This window comes from Rhodococcus sp. IEGM 1351 (assembly GCF_030056875.1).
Taxonomy (GTDB): domain Bacteria; phylum Actinomycetota; class Actinomycetes; order Mycobacteriales; family Mycobacteriaceae; genus Rhodococcus_F; species Rhodococcus_F opacus.
Map to the genome: position 1 here is coordinate 21,398 of NZ_JASHKU010000022.1, position 17,328 is coordinate 38,725.

Here is a 17,328-nt window from a genome sequence, read left to right on the forward strand (position 1 = left end):
AGTGTGCGTGCGCACGATTTGCCACTCACGTCAGGTGATGCGGTCCGGGTGGGTGTAGATGTTCATGGTGGTGCCGCGGAGGAATCCGATGAGGGTGAGCCCGGTGTCGTGGGCGAGGTCGATCGCCAGCGAGGAGGGGGCGGACACGGCGGCGAGGACCGGGATCCCGGCCATCACCGCCTTCTGCGCCAGCTCGAACGACGCCCGGCCGGACACCAGCAGGATGCTTCCCCGCAGCGGGATCCGGTTCTGTTCGGTGGCCCAGCCGATCAGCTTGTCGACGGCGTTGTGCCGCCCCACATCCTCCTTGATCGCGAGCAGTTCCCCGGTCCGGGTGAACAATCCGGCCGCGTGCAAGCCCCCGGTGGTCTCGAACACCTTCTGTGCGGCCCGCAACCGGTCGGGCAACTCCGAGATCGTCGCGGCCGGCACCCGCACCGTATCGGTGGCCGGGGAGTGCTTCGTCCGCTGCCGGATCGCGTCCAGCGACGCCTTCCCGCACACCCCGCACGAGGAGGTGGTGTAGAAGTTGCGTTCGATACCGGTGTCGGGCAGAAACACCCCGGCCGCGAGATCGACGTCGAGGACGTTGTAGGTGTTGACACCGTTGTCGTCGACACTGTTGCAGTAGCGGATCGACGCGATGTCCGCGCGGTCGCCGATGATGCCCTCGGTCAGCAGAAACCCCTGCGCCAGTTCGACATCGGAACCGGGGGTGCGCATGGTGACCGCCAGCGGTGTCCCGTTCACCCGGATCTCGAGCGGCTCCTCCACCACCACGGTGTCCGGTCGGGTGGACTGCCGGGTGTCGGTGATCCGGGTGACCGGGGTCCGGGTGGTCACACGCCCCATCAGGGCCGCCGTTCGAGGCGGATGGTGATCGCCTTCGACACCGGGGTGTTCGATGTGCGGGCCACGTGATCGAGCGGGATCAGCGGATTCGTCTCCGGGTAGTAGGCGGCGACGTTCCCGACCGGCGTCGGGTAGGGCACCAGCCGGAAATCATCGGCGCGGCGCTCCTGCACCGTCCCGTCGGGGGTGGTCCATTCGGAGATCAGGTCCACCCGGTCGCCGTCGGTGTACCCGAGGGCGGCGATGTCCTCGGCGGCGATGAACAGCACCCGGCGGCCGCCCTTGACGCCGCGGTAGCGGTCGTCGAGGCCGTAGATGGTGGTGTTGTACTGATCGTGGGAGCGCATCGTCTGCAGGATCAGCTTTCCCTGCGGGACGGGCAGCCAGTGCAGATCGTTGACGACGAAGTTTGCCTTGCCCGTGTCGGTGACGAACCGGCGTTCGTCCCGCGGTGGGTGCGGCAGTCCGAATCCGTCCGGCCCGCGGACTTTGGTGTTGAAGTCCTCGAACCCGGGAATGACCCGGGCGATGGAATCGCGGATGCGGTCGTAGTCGGCGGTGAATTCCGCCCAGGGCACTGAGTGGTCGGGTCCGAACAGGGCCTGCGCGAGCCCGCAGACGATGGCGACCTCGCTGCGCAGATGGTCGCCGGCGGGGGTGAGGCTGCCGCGGGACAGGTGCACCATCGACATCGAGTCCTCGACCGTGCCTGCTGTTTCTTCCCGGACTGCACGTCCTTGTCGGTGCGGCCGAGCGAGGGCAGGATCAGCGCGGTCCGCCCGGTGACCAGGTGGGAGCGGTTCAGTTTCGTCGACACCTGCACCGTCAGCGCACAGCCCCGCAACGCGGCCTCGGTGGTGTCGGTGTCCGGGGTCGCCGAGACGAAGTTGCCGCCCATCCCGACGAACACCGACGCCGTCCCGTCCCGCATCGCCCGAATCGAGTCGACCGCGTCCAGGCCGTGCTCCCGCGGTGACCGGATACCGAACTCGGCGTCCAGCGCGGCCAGGAACGATTCGGGCATCTTCTCCCAGATGCCCATCGTCCGGTCGCCTTGGACGTTGGAGTGCCCGCGGACCGGGCACACCCCGGCCCCGGGTTTGCCGATCATCCCGCGCATCAGCAGCAGGGCGACGGCGTCCTGGATGGTCGCGACCCCGTGGGTCTGCTGGGTCAGGCCCATCGCCCAGCAGATGATCGTCTTTGTCGAGGCGATCAACGCCTCCGCGGTCTGCTGGATCTGGGCCAGGGTCAGTCCGGTGGCGGCGATGACGGTGTCCATGTCCACGCTCCGGCGGAGGTGGGCGGCGTAGTCGTCGAACCCGGCGCAGTGCTCGCGCAGGAAGTCGTGGTCGAGGACGGTGCCCGGGGCGGCGTCCTCGGCGTCGAGGACCAGTTTCGCCAGTCCCTGGAACAGGGCCTGGTCGCCGCCGATCCGGATCTGCAGGAACTCGTCCGCGATCTGCACACCGTCGCCGACCACCCCGTGCACCTTCTGCGGGTCCTTGAACCGCAACAGTCCGGCCTCGGGCAGCGGGTTGATCGCGATCACCTTCGCCCCGTTGGCCTTCGCCTTCTCCAGGGTCGAGAGCATCCGCGGGTGGTTGGTGCCGGGGTTCTGCCCGGCGATCAAAATCAGGTCGGCGTTCTCGAGGTCGGGAACCGACACCGACCCCTTCCCGATCCCGATCGTCTCCACCAACGCACTACCCGACGATTCGTGGCACATGTTCGAGCAGTCCGGCAGGTTGTTCGTCCCGAACGCCCGGATCATCAACTGATACACGAACGCCGCTTCATTGCTGGTGCGGCCGGAGGTGTAGAACACCGCCTCGTGCGGTGACGTCAACGCCCGCAGCTCGCCGGCGATCATCGCGAACGCCGCGTCCCAGCCGATCGGCTCGTAATGCGAGGCCCCCGGCAGCAGCACCATCGGATGCGTCAACCGGCCCTGCTGACCCAACCAGAACTCGGTCCGACCCAGCAGATCCGACACCGAATGCGCGGCGAAGAACTCCGGCGTCACCGTTCGGGTGGTCGCCTCCTCCGCGACCGCCTTCGCCCCGTTCTCACAGAACTCCGCATGCTTGCGGTGCCCCGGAGTCTCCGGCCACGCACACCCCGGACAGTCGAACCCCTCCCGCTGGTTCAACTTCATCAACGTCCGGGCCGTGCGCACCGGACCCATCTGCTCGAGCCCACGACGCAACGACACCAACACCGCAGGAACACCTGCCGCATAGGATTTCTCGTGCGTGACGACGACATCGTCCTCGTCGAAGGTGTACCTGTCGGTGGTGTCGGTCATGGAGTCAGTTTCCTCGTGCAATCCATTCGGCGAGGTGCGGGGCCTCGGTGCCGATCGTGGTTCCGTCACCGTGACCGGTGTGGACGAGTGTTTCTTCGGGAAGAGCGAACAGCCGGTCCCGGATCGACCCGATGATGGTCGGGAAATCCGAGTACGACCGGCCCGTGGCGCCGGGGCCACCCGAGAACAGGGTGTCACCGGAGAACAGCGCCCCCGCCTCGGGCAGGTACAGGCACACCGACCCGGGCGAGTGACCCGGTGAGTGGATCACCTGGATCTCGGTGCCCGCGATCGCGATCCGCTGTTCGTCCTCGAGCTGCCAGTACTTGGCGTCGGGGTGGCTCATCTTCCACAGCACATCGTCCCCGGGGTGCAGCAACACCGGGGCGTGCAGACGCTCGGCCAGTTCGGGGGCGACGGTGACATGGTCGTTGTGACCGTGGGTGCAGATCACGGCGTTCACGTGCCGGTCCCCGACCGCGTCGATGATCGGCTGCGCAGCGTGGGCGGCGTCGACGATCACGACGTCGGTGTCGTCACCGATCAGCCAGATGTTGTTGTCGACGTTCCACTCTCCGCCGTCGAGGGCGAACGTTCCCTCGGTGACGACCCGCTCGATCCGCAGCGCCCCGCTCACAGGACGACCACCGAACGCAGCACCTCACCGGCGTGCATGCGGTGGAATGCCGCCTCCACCTCGTCGATCTTGATGCGCTCGGTGACGAACTTCTCCAGCGGCAGCCGTCCCTGCTGGTACAGGTCGACGAGCATCGGGAAGTCACGCTCGGGCAGGCAGTCGCCGTACCACGAGGACTTCAGGGATCCGCCGCGGGAGAAGAAGTCGATCAGCGGCATCTCGAGGGTCATGTCGGGGGTCGGGACACCGACCAGCACGACGGTGCCGGCGAGGTCGCGGGCGTAGAACGCCTGCTTCCACGTCTCGGGGCGGCCGACCGCATCGATCACGACGTCGGCGCCGAAACCGCCGGTGAGTTCCTGGACGGCCTCGACGGCGTCCACCTGGCCGCCGTTGATCGTGTGCGTCGCGCCCAGGTCCTTCGCCCATTCGAGCTTCTTGTCGTCCCGGTCGATCGCGATGATCTTCACGGCGCCTGCCAGGCGGGCGCCCATGATCGCGGCGTCGCCGACACCACCGCAGCCGATGACGGCGACGGTGTCACCGCGGGAGACGTTGCCGGTGTTCACGGCGGCACCGAGACCGGCCATCACGCCGCAGCCGAGCAGTCCGACGACTGCCGGGTCTGCGGAGGGATCCACCTTGGTGCACTGTCCGGCGTGGACGAGCGTCTTGTCGGCGAACGCGCCGATCCCCAGGGCGGGCGTGAGTTCGGTGCCGTCCTCGAGCGTCATCTTCTGCGCAGCGTTGTGTGTGTCGAAGCAGTACTGCGGGCGACCACGCTTACAGGCGCGGCACTGACCGCAGACGGCGCGCCAGTTCAGGACGACGAAGTCGCCGACCGCCACCGACGTCACACCCTCACCGACACTCTCGACGATCCCCGACGCCTCGTGGCCGAGCAGGAACGGGAACTCGTCGTTGATCCCGCCGTCGCGATAGGTGAGGTCCGTGTGGCACACACCGCACGCCGCGATATCGACCACCACCTCACCCGGACCGGGATCCGGAATGTTGACGGTCGCGATCTCGACGGGGGCACCCTTGGAGCGGGCGATGACGCCTCGTACCTGCTGCGGCATTGGACTCATTCCTTCGGTCGATCAGTCATAGCGGGATCGATGCATGGCCATATATGCACCTCTCCCGAGACCCTACGTTCTGGAACATCACGGAGGGACTGATCGAAGTGAGAGGTTGACCTAGCCGGAATGCCAGCCGCTCGCGGCGGTATTGCGATAGAGGTCATGGCGGGAAACTGACGGTTGACACGTCGCGGTATATACAGGACTATACATCTCGAAGAGTGAGGCACACCACATCGATCACGGAGTTCTGATGACCCGGAGAGATTCCAGCTCGACCGAGGAACCGCACCCGCCCCTTCCGGTGGTGCTCGACGGCGCCCAGCTCACCGTCGACCAACTCACGGCGCTCGCCCGGGAGCCCATCGTGATCGAGCCCGACCCCGCAGCGCTCGACCACACACGCCGTTCGTGGGAGACAGCCGTGCGCATCGCCGAACGGCAGCCCATCTACGGACGCACCACGGGCGTCGGGGGCAACCGGGACACCTCCGTCTCCGACGGCGTCGACCAGGACCTTCGACTTCTCCGCAGCCACGCCACCGGCTCGGGCCCCTCACTGCCGGATCACGTCGTCCGAGCCGCCATGATCATTCGCGTCAATCAGATTCTCAACGGCGGATCCGGTCTGCACCCCGACATCGTGACCGCGCTGATCGCTGCCGTCGCGGCGGACGAACAGCCCACCGTGCACGCTCGCGGGGCGATAGGCACCGGCGACCTCAGCGCGTTCTCCGAGATCGCGCTCGGGTTGATGGGCGAGGCACCTCTGCGGGACGGTCGATTCGTCAGCCGGTGGACCGCACACCAGGGTGACGCACTCCCGCTGATCTCGACCAACGCGATGACGGTCGCGCTCGCGGCCTCGGCCACCGACAGCGTCGCGAACTGGCTGGAGCACTCCCTGATCGTCGGTGTGCTGTCGCTGTTGGCGACGCGCAGTTCCGTCGAGCCGTTCGCGGCACGGGTGCAGGCTGCCCGCAGGCACCTCGGCCAGGAGGAGGTGGCCGGCCGGGTCCGGGAACTCCTCGCGGGCCACCGCGTACAGGCTGCCCGCGTGCAGGATTCCTACGGGTTCCGCGCCCTGCCGCAGATCCTCGGGGCGACCTGGCAGGCGCTGCAGCGGTTGCGAGGCACGCTCGCGATCGAGATGAACTCGTCCTCCGAGAACCCCCTCATCTCCGTCGAGGACGACGCCGTGTTCCACAACGGGAACTTCCACGGAATGCCGATCGCCCTCGCCGTGGACGAGGCGAAACTCGCGCTGTCGAGCGCAGCGCTGTTGTCGCAGTGCAGGCTTGCCAATCTCTCGGATCCGGTGGTCACCGGACTCCGGCCGTTCCTGGCCGACGGTCCGGCCGGCAGCAGCGGCACCATGCTGCTGGAGTACACGACGTCCGCGGCCATCGCCGAGATCCGGATGGCCGCGGCGCCGGGGTCTCTCGGACACACCGTGATCTCCCGCGGAACCGAGGACCACGCGAGCTTCGCCTCGCAGGCCGCCACCCAGCTCACCGACATCCTCGCCCAGTCCCGCATCGTGCTCGCGTGCGAACTGATCTCGGCGGTACGCGCCCTCGGCCAGCAGAACCACGAACTCGACACCACAACCGAACTCGGCGCGTACCTGGACCGGGCGCGCAGGTGCCTGGACCCGCGGACGACCGACCGTCCTCTGAGCGACGACCTGAAAGCAGCGGTGAAGTTTCTGGAACAGATGCCGAATCCGGAGAAAGACGTTACTCGGTAAAGCAATCCCACGAGACCGAACTTCCGAGTGTGTCACCACTCGGATTACACGAAAGTAGCACGCGAATGATCACATTCGACAAAGTCACCAAGGCGTACCCGGACGGCACGACAGCGGTGAACGAACTGGACCTCGAGTGCCCGAGCGGGAAGATCACAGCACTCGTCGGGCCGTCGGGATGCGGCAAGACTACGTCGCTTCGCATGATCAACAGACTGATCGAACCGACGTCCGGAACCATCTCCCTCGACGGCGAATCCACGGCGGACATGGATCCCGCGCTGTTGCGCAGGCGGATCGGGTACGTCATCCAGCATGCCGGACTGTTCCCGCACCGCACCATCGTGGACAACGTCGCGACGATGCCGAAATTGCGGGGAAAGACGAAGAAGGAGGCCCGAACCCGGGCGATGGAGCTGCTCGAGACGGTCGGTCTCGCGGCGAACTTCGCGGACCGGTATCCGTGGCAGCTCTCGGGTGGCCAGCAGCAGCGAGTGGGGGTCGCGCGCGCCCTCGCCGCGGACCCGGCCTTCATGCTGATGGACGAACCCTTCAGCGCTGTCGACCCGGTGGTCCGGAGCCAGCTCCAGGACAAATTCCTGAGACTGCAGAAGGACATCGGCAAGACGATCATCATCGTCACGCACGACATCGACGAGGCCCTCAAGCTCGGCGATCAGGTCGTCGTGTTGCGGACCGGCGGGATCCTGGCGCAGTCGGCGACGCCGCTGGAGTTGCTGACCGAACCCGCCGACGAGTTCGTCGCCGACTTCGTCGGACGCGACCGCGGCTACCGTTCGCTGGGTTTCTCGAACCTCGACGGCCGCGTGGAGACGGTTGCCGAACCCGTTGCTCGTCTGGGTGATTCGGCATCCGACGCCCGCACGCGGACCACGGACGACTGGTTGCTCGTCGTCGACCCGGCGAACAAGCCGATCGGCTGGGTGCAACCGGCGACGGTCGTCGACCGCATTCGCCCGGACGACGTGAATCTCAGTGGCACGGTCGCCGATGCGCACGGGACGATGCGGGCCCTGCTCGACGCCGCCCTGTCCGCACCCAGCAAACGCGGTGTCGTCGTCGACGGCGACGGTGTGCTCGTGGGAACCGTGACGGCACACGCGGCGGTGGCGGCGATCGAGTCGGCGGATCTCGTGGCCGCGGAGGCGATGGCCCGATGAACATCGAATGGCTGGGCCGCCAGTCCGATCGCATCGCCGAACTGGTCGGCTGGCACATCCTGCTCTCGCTCGTGCCGCTCGTCGTCGGCGTGATCGTCGCGTTGCCGATCGGCTGGCTGGCGCATCGCAGTCGCCGGATCAACCCCTATGTGGTGGGGACGGCCGGCCTGCTCTACACGATCCCGTCGCTGGCGCTGTTCGTCCTGCTCCCGCCGATCCTCGGAACGAAGATCCTCGATCCGATGAACATCGTCGTCGCGCTGACGATCTACACCGTCGCCCTGCTCGTCCGCGTCATCGCCGACGCCCTGGATTCGGTGCCGCAGGAGACGGTGCTCGCCGCCACGGCGATGGGCTACCGGCCCTACCAGACTCTGCTGAAAGTCCAGCTGCCGGTGGGCGTTCCCGTCATCTGCGCCGGACTGCGCGTCGCGGTCGTGTCGAACGTCAGCCTCGTTTCTCTCGCCGCGCTGCTCGGGATCCCGCAGATCGGGTCACTGTTCACCCAGGGCTTCCAGTTGCGTTTCTACACACCCATCATCACCGGTATCGCGCTGTGCCTGCTGCTGGCGCTTGTTCTCGACCTGCTCATCGTGCTCGCCAATCGGTTACTCACACCGTGGACCCCGAAGGTGGTCGCATCATGATCGACTTTCTGCTCGACGGTGCTCATTGGACCGGGCCCGAAGGCATTCCCGCTCTCCTCCTCCAGCACCTGATGTACACGTTCCTCGCCCTGTTCGCGGCGGCGCTGATCGCGGTTCCGCTCGGTCTGTACATCGGGCACACCGGTCGCGGCGCGGTCGTCGTCGCGGGCCTGGCCAACTCGCTGCGCGCCCTTCCCACCATCGGCTTGCTGATCCTGCTGGTGCTCGTCATCGCGCCGTCGTTCTCGACCAAGCTGGCCTATCTGATTCCGAGCCTGATCGTGCTGGTCTTGTTGGCCATCCCGCCGATTCTCACCAACACGTACGCGGGCATTCGCTCGGTCGACCCGGCCGCCGTGGACGCTGCGAGGGGCATGGGGTTCCGGTCGATGCGGATCCTCACCGAGGTGGAGATGCCGTGCGCGCTGCCGCTGATGCTGTCAGGTGTGCGCAGCGCCGTGCTGCAGATCGTCTCGACCGCGACCGTCGCGGCCTACATCTCGCTGGGCGGACTGGGACGTCTCCTCATCGACGGCAAGGCGCAGAGCGACTACGCGCAGATGGCCGCCGGAGCGGTCCTCGTGTCGCTCCTCGCGCTCGCATTCGACCTGGCGATCGGATTCCTCACGGTTCGGGTCGTCTCACCCGGTCTGACGCGACGCGTCCGGAGCGGCGCGACGAAGCGATCCGGTTCCGACGACACCGCAGTCGCGGCCCGACCCACATCCGCTCCCGAGCCCTCGCTGATCTGAAGGACATCATCATGAAGAAGGCATTGATCGTCGCGCTGACCGGCGCCACCCTGATGTCGTTGACGGCATGCGGGATCGGCAAGGACCCGTTGTCGTCCGACGACGGCGGAAGCAGTGACGGCGCCATCGTCGTCGGCTCCGCGGACTTCCCCGAAAGCCAGCTGATCGCGACGATCTACGCGGAGGCGCTGCGCGCGAACGGCATCGACGTCACCGAGAAGCTCAACATCGGGAGCCGGGAGGTGTACGTCCCGGCCATCCGGGACGGCTCCATCGACCTGCTGCCCGAATACTCGGGTGCGTTGCTCCAATACCTCGACAGCGCCACCACCGCGACCGCCTCGGACGAGGTGACCGCGGAGATCAAGGCCAAGCTGCCCGCCGGGCTCGTCGCACTGGAACCGTCCCCTGCCGAGGACAAGGACGTTCTCGCGGTGCGGCAGGAGACCGCGGACGAGTACTCGCTCGAGACGATCGAGGACCTCGTGCCCCACGCCGACGAACTGACCCTCGGCGGCCCGCCCGAGTGGAAGACCCGGGAGAACGGCGTCGCAGGCCTGAGGGACAAGTACGGCCTAACGTTCAAGGAGTTCCTGGCACTGGACGCGGGCGGTCCCCTGACGCTCAACGCCCTGCTGAGCGGCCAGATCGAAGTGGCGGACGTGTTCAGCACCGACCCGGCGATGCGTTCGGAGAACCTCGTGGCACTCGAGGACACCAAGCACCTGTTCCTGGCGGAGAACATCACCCCGATCATCAACGAGAACAAGGCAGGCGACGACGTCCGCGGCGTCCTGGCCGACGTGTCGGCCGCATTGACGACCGAGGATCTCATCGAGATGAACCAGCGGGTGGCCGACCTCGAGGACATGGGCGACATCGCCCGGGAATGGCTGGAGGACAAGGGGCTGGCGTCCTGATCACGCCCCGGGCGGGCGCGTCACCTCAGCGCATCGAACGTCGCCGTCGCATATTGGGCGGTCCGGTCGGAGCCGAGAAGTCCCGGACCCATCTTGTTCATCACGTACGTCATGGTCATCCGTCGTTCGGTGTCGACGACGACCTGCGAGCCGCCCCAGCCACCCCAGAAGCAGATGCGGCCCTCGGGGACGAACGGCACGGACACGGGCGTCGGCAGTCCGTAACCGATGCCGAATCGAATCGGTTGTCCGAGAGCCAGATCCACACCGTTCGACTGCTCGTCGAAGATCAGGGAGATGGTGTCCGGCGACAGCAGACGGACGCCGTCGAGCTCGCCCCCGCAGGCCACGACGGACTGGATCCGGGCGAGCGACCGGGCGTTGCCCTGGCCACCGGCCGCACCGTTCTCCGCCTTGCGCCACTCGTCGGACCACGACGCGGACGCGTCCGGTCCGGGGCCGGTGAACGTCCTGACGATGACACTGGCGGGGTCGAGGGAGGCCAGGTCGATCGGCAGCGGAGGCGGCGGGACCACGTTCGACACCCGGCCGAACTCCGACGGGTCCAGTCCGATGTGGAAGTCGGCACCCAGCGGTCCGGCGATCTCCTCCGCGACGAAACGGCCGAGCGTGCGCCCGTCGATTCGGCGGACGACCTCGCCGATCAAATGGCCGTAGTTCAGCGCGTGATATCCGGACGCCGTGCCCGGCTCCCACCACGGCGCTTGGGCGGCAAGTCGTTTCGTCGACCCGGCGAGGTCGAACGTGTCCTCGACCGTGATCGGCTGATCCCATCCCGAGACACCCGACGTGTGCGAGAGGAGATGGCGGACCTCGACGCGTTCCTTGCCTGCCGCGGCGAATTCCGGCCAGTACTTCGCGACGGGCGCGTAGACATCCAGCAGTCCGCGATCGACGAGCATCAGTGCGGCGAGCGCGGTGACCGTCTTGGTGCACGACCACACGTTGGTGATGGTGTCGCGCTCCCATTCGGTGGCGTGATCGGTGTCGGACCATCCGCCCCACATGTCGACCACCGGATCTCCGTCGAGGGTCACGACGATCGACGCGCCGAGTTCCTCACCGGAGTCGAGGTTGTCCTTCAGGGCCTCCTGCAACGCCGTGAAGCGCTTGTCGCACACTCCTCCGAGCTTGGTCACCTGCGGTTCCTCTCCACCAGCCGATGCAATTGATCTTGACATCGGGTTCAATTGAGGGTTCCAGTGTGAGCCCGCTCCTCGTGTGATGTCAATCACTCGTTCGTGACGACTCGCGTCCGGACGGGGCCCGACCTCAGCCGGTCACGGGCAGCATCAGCGCCTGACCCGGATCACCCGAGGCGATGGTGACCTGGTGCGGCACGAGACTTCCACGGAAGCTCGGGTCTCCCCCGGATACCACGAGGCGTACGCGGTGGCCCTCATCGAAGCGGTGGACGATGGCCGGCATCTTGACGCGGACGGGCTCACCGGGTGCCACGATGCGCATCGGCGCGACCTGTCCGTTGATCAGCGTTTCCGTGCCGTCGGGAGCCACGTCGTACAGCTTCGCGAAGACCACGACCGAATCCTCGACACCGGCGACCGCGGGTGCGGCCGTGACGCGGACGTCGAGCGTCGGGGCTCCGACCACGTCCACCGGGGCGCCGAGGATGACGGACGACCATTCGGCCTGGGTGCCGGGGACCACGCCCTGCGGGACCTGATTCTCCGGCCGGGTGTCCGGCGCTTCCCGGTCGGTGGGGAGGCCGACCGGCAGCGTGTTCAGCGTCTGTGCACCGGGAACGATGCCGTCGAGGCGGTCGGTGAGTGCGCCGTCGCCGGAGAGGTAGAGCGAATAGTCCTGGCCCACCGAGACATCCGAGGATTCGGCGTACGCGGGTGCGGCGTTGCCGGTGTAGTCGACCCAGTTGCGGAAGTAGCTGAACACCGGCCCGGTGTCGACCTCGCTGTCCTTCAGATAGTGGTCGAACCAGTCGACCATCCGGCCCGTCTCGTACTGGGTGTCGGGGTTCGGATTCTTCATGCTGATCTCCCCCTCGGCGGGAGTGAGATCGGAATGACCCCAGCTGTGCCAGATCATCTTCACGTCGTTGCCCTGTGCCTGCAGGGTCTCGAACGTGGCCGTCGATTCGTTGAGGTCGAACAGGGTGTCCTGCTGTCCCTGCATGATCAACACCGGGATCTTCACCCGGTCCGCGTACGACACCACGGACGACTGGCGCAGGAACTCGACGGACCCCGGGTCCGGGTAGCCCTGCACCGCGGACTGCGCCAGTGCGGGGCACGCGGGGTCGGCGAAATTGGGGCAACCGAAGGCCCGCGCGGGGTCCTGCGCGTAGCCCTCCGCCCGGGGGTTGGTCGCGCCGATGGCCCCGAACATGAGCGACCACACCACCTTCGACGCCCCGGGAATCGACGTGCTGACCCCGGTCGTCTGGTCGGTGCCGTTGGGCGCGAGCGAGTAGCTGAGGTCGTTCCAGGTGATCATCGGGATGATCGTGTCGATCCGGGGGTCCACCGAGGCCGCGGCGAACTGCACGGCCCCACCGTAGGAGCCGCCGACCATGCCGACCCGCGGATCGTGCGCCTCGGCGGCGCCGTGGTGCGCGGTCGCGTCCTGCACCACGTAGTCGAGACCGGGGACGGGGACGGTGTGCGCGGGATCGACGAACGCCATCCCGTCGCGTCCACCGAGGAAGCTCACCAGTTCACTCGCCGCTCGCCCGTCGTGCTCGGGATTGTCCATGTGGATCTTGCAGCCGGAACCGCCGAAGCCCAGCCCGGAGTACGCGAGCACCGCGTAACCGCGGGACGCGAGGAACGAGGCGATACCGGCCTGGTCATTCTTGGAACCGCCGAAGCCGTTGGTGGTGAGGACGGCGGGCACCCGATTCGACGCCGACGCCGAATCGGGCTTGTACACGTCGCCGATCACGTCGCACGGCTCGTCTCGGTTCGGTCCGACGAGAACCTGGAAATGGAGCGTGGTCTTCGTGAAACCGAGCGGATCGGCTGTCGCCGGAGCCGCCGCCGCGATCGGTGTCAGTACCGCGGCCGCCGCCGTCACCACCGCCAGAGTCGATCTACGCGCCCTGTGTTTCACAGCCCACCCGCCGTCCGTCACTCCGCCCCGAGCACCTCTGACGAGCGTAAACGCTCTGGACGCACGACCAACTCAGGCTGCCGGTGTGTCGCGGGCATCGGTGTGGACCGCGGCTCGCAGACTCGCGCAGGTCGTCTGGCACACGGCTGCGCCCCTCGTGCGGTTTATATGTGAGCTGTGGTAGTGACCAAGCGCGCCGAAACGTCCCTGTTGACCGACCAGGTCTACGAGACGATCCGACGGCTCGAGGAAGCCGGTCTGGCCGAGCGTGTCCCCCACAAGGGCGCGGTCGTGAAAGGCCTGACCCTGGCCGAACTGGTGCATGTCTACGACGTCCGCCGGTTGCTCGAGGTGGAGGCCCACGATTGGGCGCCCAGCAGATCGGCCCCGCCGACGTCGACCGGATGCAGACCGAGTACGAACTCATGCGGGCCGCCATCGCCGAACGGCGGGTGGTGGCGCTTCTCGATCACGACGAGGCACTGTTGACCATTCTCTACGAGGCGGCAGCGAACCCCGTGCTCGTCGATTCCATCCGTTCCCCGTGGCAGCACTGCCGCGCCTACAAGATCGTCGGCGCGCAGGGCACCCTGGACACGGCGGGAGACGACTCGTTGTGGAGGTACCAGGAACGTCTCGTCGAGGCCGCCCGCAAGGGTGACGCCGACGCCGCGGTCGCCGTCAACAATGAATCGTTGATCGATGACGTCGCGGATCAGGATTCAACTCGCCGCTCAACAGGATGCCGGTTAGCGCCAGCGACAACGGATCTCACCGATCATCGAGAGCGCAGGAGGACACACCGACCCTGGGAAAATGTTCGCCTGGGCCGGTGCCACGGCGAGCTGGCCCATGCGAACCGACCCCGGCGGAAGCCGCGGCCTCGACGACTACTTCACGCGGGACTTCACCCGCAACATCGGCGCCGAGTTCATGGGCCGCAACAAATTCGGCCCGCAGCGCGGTCCCTGGCACGACCACGGCTGGCGCGGCTGGTGGGGTGACGAGCCTCCGTTCCACACTCCGGTGTTCGTGTTGACCCACCACACCCGTCCGTCGTTCACCCTCGGGCGACACCACGTTCCACTTCGTCGACGCCGATCCCGCAACGGTCCTCGATCAGGCGCGGGATGCGGCCCAGGGCAAGGACGTCCGGCCACCATCTGTTCTGGCGAAAGTCGCACTAGACCACGAACGGTCCGGCGACCACGCCGGTGCCGGTTCGATCAGGGCACCTTCGGCGGGTTGTCAGGGAAGAGGAGTGCACCGATCTCCTTGCCGATCGGCACAGTGTTATTGGCGTTGGCATTGGCCGTCGGTCCGAGCGTGGCGTAGACGACGATCGTGGTCTTCGACTCCGTTTCGTAGAGGGCGATGCCGTTGTAGCCCCCGAATGCCGGGTTCATGAGCAGCCAACTGCCCAGGTGAACGGTTCCGAATGCGAAGTACTTGTCCGCAGTCAGCGGGCCCAGCCCGGCGGTCTTGTCCGCCATCATCTCCGTGAACGCCGTGTCGGACAGGAGTTCGCCGGTGCCGAGCGCACGAACCCACCGCGCGACTTCGGCCACCGTCGAGTTCATGTTGCCGCTGTTGAGGAACGCCGTGGGATTCCAGAACGTGGAGTCCTCGAAGACGCCACGTTCGTTGGTATAGCCGTGCAGGATCGGTTCACTCATCTGGGGTGTCAGCACCACGCTGCTCGCGTCCATCCCCAGCGGCGTGAAGATCCGCTCCTTCAGGAGGTCGCCCAACGGCTTTCCCGCCGCCTTCTCGAGTACCACACCGAGCAGGCACAGGTCGCTGTGCGCGTAGGCAAAGCTGGTTCCCGGTTCGAACAGCGGCGGGCGGGCGTTCGCCAAGTCGAAGATCTCCTGAGACGTAAAGCCTTTGATCGGATTTGCGTAGAAGATCTTCAGGAAATCGGGGTTGGTCACGTAGTCCGAAATGCCGGTGGTGCTGTTGGCGAGCATCCGCGGGGTGATCTTGTCGGCTCGCGGAAAGTCGGGCACCCACTTGGCGATCGGCTCGTCCAGGCTCAGCGTTCCGGCCTCGCCCAGCTGCAGCAGAATTGTCGACAGCATCGGTTCCATCGGCTGGCCGACTCGCAATTGCATGTCACGCGTCGCGGGAACGCCGAGCGGAGACTCCCCCACCGCCCCGGCGGCGATCTCCTCGTCGCCGCGCCACACGCCGAATACGGCGCCGCTGAGATCGAGCTCCGTCAGCTTGTCGCGAACGATAGCGACGATCTTGTCGGCGTTGGGATCATCGGTGTGCGCGACGTCGGGACCGTTTTCCGCTGATTGCTGTTCGCCGCTGCGACCGTCCGATCCGCACGAAACGGTGGCGAGGGCAAGAACGATGCTGAGCGCGGTGGCCGTTCGACGCAGCCGGCTACGAGTCGACAAGCTCATGGGGTCGATCCCTTCGTACGCAGAGGTCGAGTGGGAGTCGCTGCTCACTGGGATTCTAGGCGCAGACCGTCGTTGCCCAGGGAGGTTCCGGCCGTTATCCGATCGGCTGGTCGAGCGGCAACAACCAGCACTTTTCATCCCAGAACGGCCAGGTGATGCCATGTGGCACCACATTTGAGCCACTTAACCCTTGTGGTGATGCCATTGTTGTGCCACGATGGCACCATGGATTTGACACCGTATGTGAGCAACCTCGGACGTGAATTCGCCACCCTCGCCGAAGCCGGCGGTGACGAATCCCGTGCGTTGGTCGAGCGCCTGACCGGGTCGCTCGAGTCTGCGATCCGGATGACGTTGCTGGACGCACTGTCCGCCGCCACGGACGAGATCACCCAAGATCTGGCCCCGGGATCGGTGGAGCTGCGCCTGCGCGGACGCGACCCGAACTTCGTCGTGACCGCACGGCCCGCCGAGCCGATCGAGGAAGCGGCCGAGGACGATGCGGCACCGGCCGACGGCGGCACACCGATCGCCGAGGACGGCCCGACCGCGCGGATCAACGTGCGCCTACCCGAACAGCTCAAGGCCGCGGTCGAGGAGGCCGCAGCCAACGAGGGCCGCTCGGTCAACGCCTGGCTGGTCCGCGCGGCCTCGACCGCGCTGCAGCAACCGGACCGCGTCCAGCACGCCCAGCAGCGCGGCAAACAGACCAAGCAGAGCCTCACCGGCTGGGTGCGCTAGCCACACCGCCCACCACCACACCACGTCCCCGACCTGCGGGGATGTTTCACCAACTCATCCCGAGGGGACAGCTATGCCCAATTTCGATACACCCGAACCGATTTCCGTCACGCTCGAACTCGGCGTCGGCAATGTGCGGATCACCGCGAGCGACCGCACCGACACCACCGTCGACGTGCGCCCGAGCGACGAATCCGATGAGTCGGACGTGCAGGCCGCCCAGCGGGTCCGCGTCGACTACGCGAACGGCGTGCTCCAGGTCATGGGACCGAAAGCGCGCGTACTCGACTTCTCCCGCAAGTCCAGGTCGGTGGAGGTGTCCATCGACCTGCCCAGCGGTTCGCAGGTTTCCGGCGAGGTGCAGGTAGGAGACCTCAGCGGCACGGGCCGGCTCGGGCAGTGCCGGTTCAAGACCTCCACCGGGAACGTCCGGCTCGAGCAGACCGGTCCGTTGCGTGTGGACACCGCGGCCGGTCACGTCACCGCGGACGGCGTCGCGGGCAACGCCGAGATCCGCACCGGCTCCGGGAAGGTCCGCATCGGCGAGATCGAAGGCTCCGCAATCGTCAAGAACTCCAACGGTGACACCGCGATCGCCGCGGTCACCGGCGACGTCCATGTGCGCTCGGCGAACGGCGACATCTCCGTCGACCGGGCCGGCGCGAGTGTCGAGTCGAAGACGTCCAACGGCAGCATTCGCCTCGGCGAAGTGGCCCGCGGTTCGGTCGAGCTCGGGACCGCGATGGGCGACCTGGAGATCGGCATCGCCGAGGGCACCGCCGCCTGGCTCGAGGTGAACACCAAGTTCGGGCAGGTACGCAACCTGCTGGACAACACCACCCGGCCCGAGGCGTCCGACGAGACCGTCGAGGTCCGCGCGCACACCTCTTTCGGCGGCATCACGATCCGTCGTTCCTGATCCACTTCTGGACCTCG

The 17,328-nt window shown here is 66.9% G+C and carries 13 protein-coding genes and 3 pseudogenes; 9 read left to right on the forward strand and 7 right to left on the reverse strand.

Features of this window, described 5'->3' with window-relative positions:
• Nucleotides 1-30: 30 nt before the first annotated feature.
• The 4 genes and pseudogenes from fdhD to QM806_RS30585 form a co-directional block, all read right to left on the reverse strand.
• A complete protein-coding gene (fdhD, locus tag QM806_RS30570; RefSeq protein ID WP_210461032.1) occupies nucleotides 31-852 on the reverse strand; it encodes a formate dehydrogenase accessory sulfurtransferase FdhD in 822 nt (273 codons plus the stop codon).
• Nucleotides 852-3,160 (reverse strand): annotated as a pseudogene (locus QM806_RS30575) (FdhF/YdeP family oxidoreductase). The gene fdhD and the pseudogene QM806_RS30575 overlap by 1 nt, the downstream one beginning before the upstream one ends.
• 4 nt (nucleotides 3,161-3,164) lie before the next feature.
• Complete coding sequence (locus QM806_RS30580; protein ID WP_054247945.1) at nucleotides 3,165-3,797, reverse strand: MBL fold metallo-hydrolase; 633 nt, start codon at nucleotides 3,795-3,797, stop codon at nucleotides 3,165-3,167.
• Nucleotides 3,794-4,879: an S-(hydroxymethyl)mycothiol dehydrogenase gene (locus tag QM806_RS30585; protein ID WP_005571858.1), complete on the reverse strand. Its 1,086-nt coding sequence runs from the start codon at nucleotides 4,877-4,879 to the stop codon at nucleotides 3,794-3,796. The genes QM806_RS30580 and QM806_RS30585 overlap by 4 nt, the downstream gene beginning before the upstream one ends.
• Before the next feature lie 256 nt (nucleotides 4,880-5,135).
• On the opposite strand from QM806_RS30585, the gene QM806_RS30590 reads away from it, so the two are divergent.
• The 5 genes from QM806_RS30590 (at nucleotide 5,136) to QM806_RS30610 (ending at nucleotide 10,132) form a co-directional block, all read left to right on the forward strand.
• Nucleotides 5,136-6,632, forward strand: coding sequence for an aromatic amino acid ammonia-lyase (locus QM806_RS30590; RefSeq protein ID WP_005571859.1), 1,497 nt, complete (start codon nucleotides 5,136-5,138; stop codon nucleotides 6,630-6,632).
• Nucleotides 6,633-6,697: 65 nt separating this feature from the next.
• On the forward strand, nucleotides 6,698-7,813 hold the full coding sequence (locus QM806_RS30595; RefSeq protein ID WP_283293878.1) for an ABC transporter ATP-binding protein: 1,116 nt from the start codon (nucleotides 6,698-6,700) through the stop codon (nucleotides 7,811-7,813).
• Nucleotides 7,810-8,460, forward strand: coding sequence for an ABC transporter permease (locus QM806_RS30600; RefSeq protein WP_005250988.1), 651 nt, complete (start codon nucleotides 7,810-7,812; stop codon nucleotides 8,458-8,460). The genes QM806_RS30595 and QM806_RS30600 overlap by 4 nt, the downstream gene beginning before the upstream one ends.
• Nucleotides 8,457-9,212, forward strand: coding sequence for an ABC transporter permease (locus QM806_RS30605; RefSeq protein WP_005260948.1), 756 nt, complete (start codon nucleotides 8,457-8,459; stop codon nucleotides 9,210-9,212). Before QM806_RS30600 ends, QM806_RS30605 begins: the two co-directional genes overlap by 4 nt.
• An 11-nt stretch (nucleotides 9,213-9,223) precedes the next feature.
• Nucleotides 9,224-10,132, forward strand: coding sequence for an ABC transporter substrate-binding protein (locus tag QM806_RS30610; protein ID WP_120660370.1), 909 nt, complete (start codon nucleotides 9,224-9,226; stop codon nucleotides 10,130-10,132).
• A 20-nt stretch (nucleotides 10,133-10,152) separates the two neighbouring features.
• On the opposite strand, the gene QM806_RS30615 is transcribed toward QM806_RS30610, so the two are convergent.
• Nucleotides 10,153-11,292, reverse strand: coding sequence for an EstA family serine hydrolase (locus QM806_RS30615; protein WP_007301550.1), 1,140 nt, complete (start codon nucleotides 11,290-11,292; stop codon nucleotides 10,153-10,155).
• A gap of 133 nt (nucleotides 11,293-11,425) precedes the next feature.
• The gene (locus tag QM806_RS30620; protein WP_169692745.1) at nucleotides 11,426-13,258 is read right to left on the reverse strand and encodes a CocE/NonD family hydrolase; all 1,833 of its coding nucleotides are present in this window, start codon (nucleotides 13,256-13,258) and stop codon (nucleotides 11,426-11,428) included.
• Between the two features lie 162 nt (nucleotides 13,259-13,420).
• Between QM806_RS30620 and QM806_RS41865 the strand changes: the two are divergent.
• Together QM806_RS41865 and QM806_RS30630 are read left to right on the forward strand one after the other, a co-directional pair.
• Nucleotides 13,421-13,990: pseudogene (locus QM806_RS41865) on the forward strand (GntR family transcriptional regulator).
• Between the two features lie 15 nt (nucleotides 13,991-14,005).
• A pseudogene (locus QM806_RS30630) lies at nucleotides 14,006-14,393 on the forward strand (dihydrofolate reductase family protein); the annotation flags it as partial.
• A 70-nt stretch (nucleotides 14,394-14,463) separates the two neighbouring features.
• Here QM806_RS30630 and QM806_RS30635 read toward each other — a convergent pair.
• Entirely contained in the window at nucleotides 14,464-15,651 is a 1,188-nt protein-coding gene (locus QM806_RS30635) for a serine hydrolase domain-containing protein (RefSeq protein WP_043789842.1), read from the reverse strand.
• 225 nt (nucleotides 15,652-15,876) lie between these two features.
• Here QM806_RS30635 and QM806_RS30640 point away from each other — a divergent pair, with 225 nt between their 5' ends.
• On the forward strand, nucleotides 15,877-16,392 hold the full coding sequence (locus tag QM806_RS30640; RefSeq protein WP_064080216.1) for an Arc family DNA-binding protein: 516 nt from the start codon (nucleotides 15,877-15,879) through the stop codon (nucleotides 16,390-16,392).
• A gap of 73 nt (nucleotides 16,393-16,465) precedes the next feature.
• Nucleotides 16,466-17,311 carry a DUF4097 family beta strand repeat-containing protein gene (locus QM806_RS30645; protein ID WP_064080217.1) on the forward strand — a complete coding sequence of 282 codons (846 nt, stop codon included), beginning with the start codon at nucleotides 16,466-16,468 and terminating at the stop codon, nucleotides 17,309-17,311.
• The last annotated feature ends 17 nt before the right edge of the window (nucleotides 17,312-17,328 follow it).

Bases quoted from the DNA above. Each gene is read 5' to 3' on its own strand.
- QM806_RS30635 (WP_043789842.1), bottom strand. From the start codon at position 15,651: ATGAGCTTGTCGACTCGTAGCCGGCTGCGTCGAACGGCCACCGCGCTC.
- QM806_RS30640 (WP_064080216.1), top strand. From the start codon at position 15,877: ATGGATTTGACACCGTATGTGAGCAACCTCGGACGTGAATTCGCCACC.
- QM806_RS30610 (WP_120660370.1), top strand. From the start codon at position 9,224: ATGAAGAAGGCATTGATCGTCGCGCTGACCGGCGCCACCCTGATGTCG.
- QM806_RS30595 (WP_283293878.1), top strand. From the start codon at position 6,698: ATGATCACATTCGACAAAGTCACCAAGGCGTACCCGGACGGCACGACA.
- QM806_RS30585 (WP_005571858.1), bottom strand. From the start codon at position 4,879: ATGCCGCAGCAGGTACGAGGCGTCATCGCCCGCTCCAAGGGTGCCCCC.
- QM806_RS30645 (WP_064080217.1), top strand. From the start codon at position 16,466: ATGCCCAATTTCGATACACCCGAACCGATTTCCGTCACGCTCGAACTC.
- QM806_RS30590 (WP_005571859.1), top strand. From the start codon at position 5,136: ATGACCCGGAGAGATTCCAGCTCGACCGAGGAACCGCACCCGCCCCTT.
- fdhD (WP_210461032.1), bottom strand. From the start codon at position 852: ATGGGGCGTGTGACCACCCGGACCCCGGTCACCCGGATCACCGACACC.
- QM806_RS30600 (WP_005250988.1), top strand. From the start codon at position 7,810: ATGAACATCGAATGGCTGGGCCGCCAGTCCGATCGCATCGCCGAACTG.
- QM806_RS30605 (WP_005260948.1), top strand. From the start codon at position 8,457: ATGATCGACTTTCTGCTCGACGGTGCTCATTGGACCGGGCCCGAAGGC.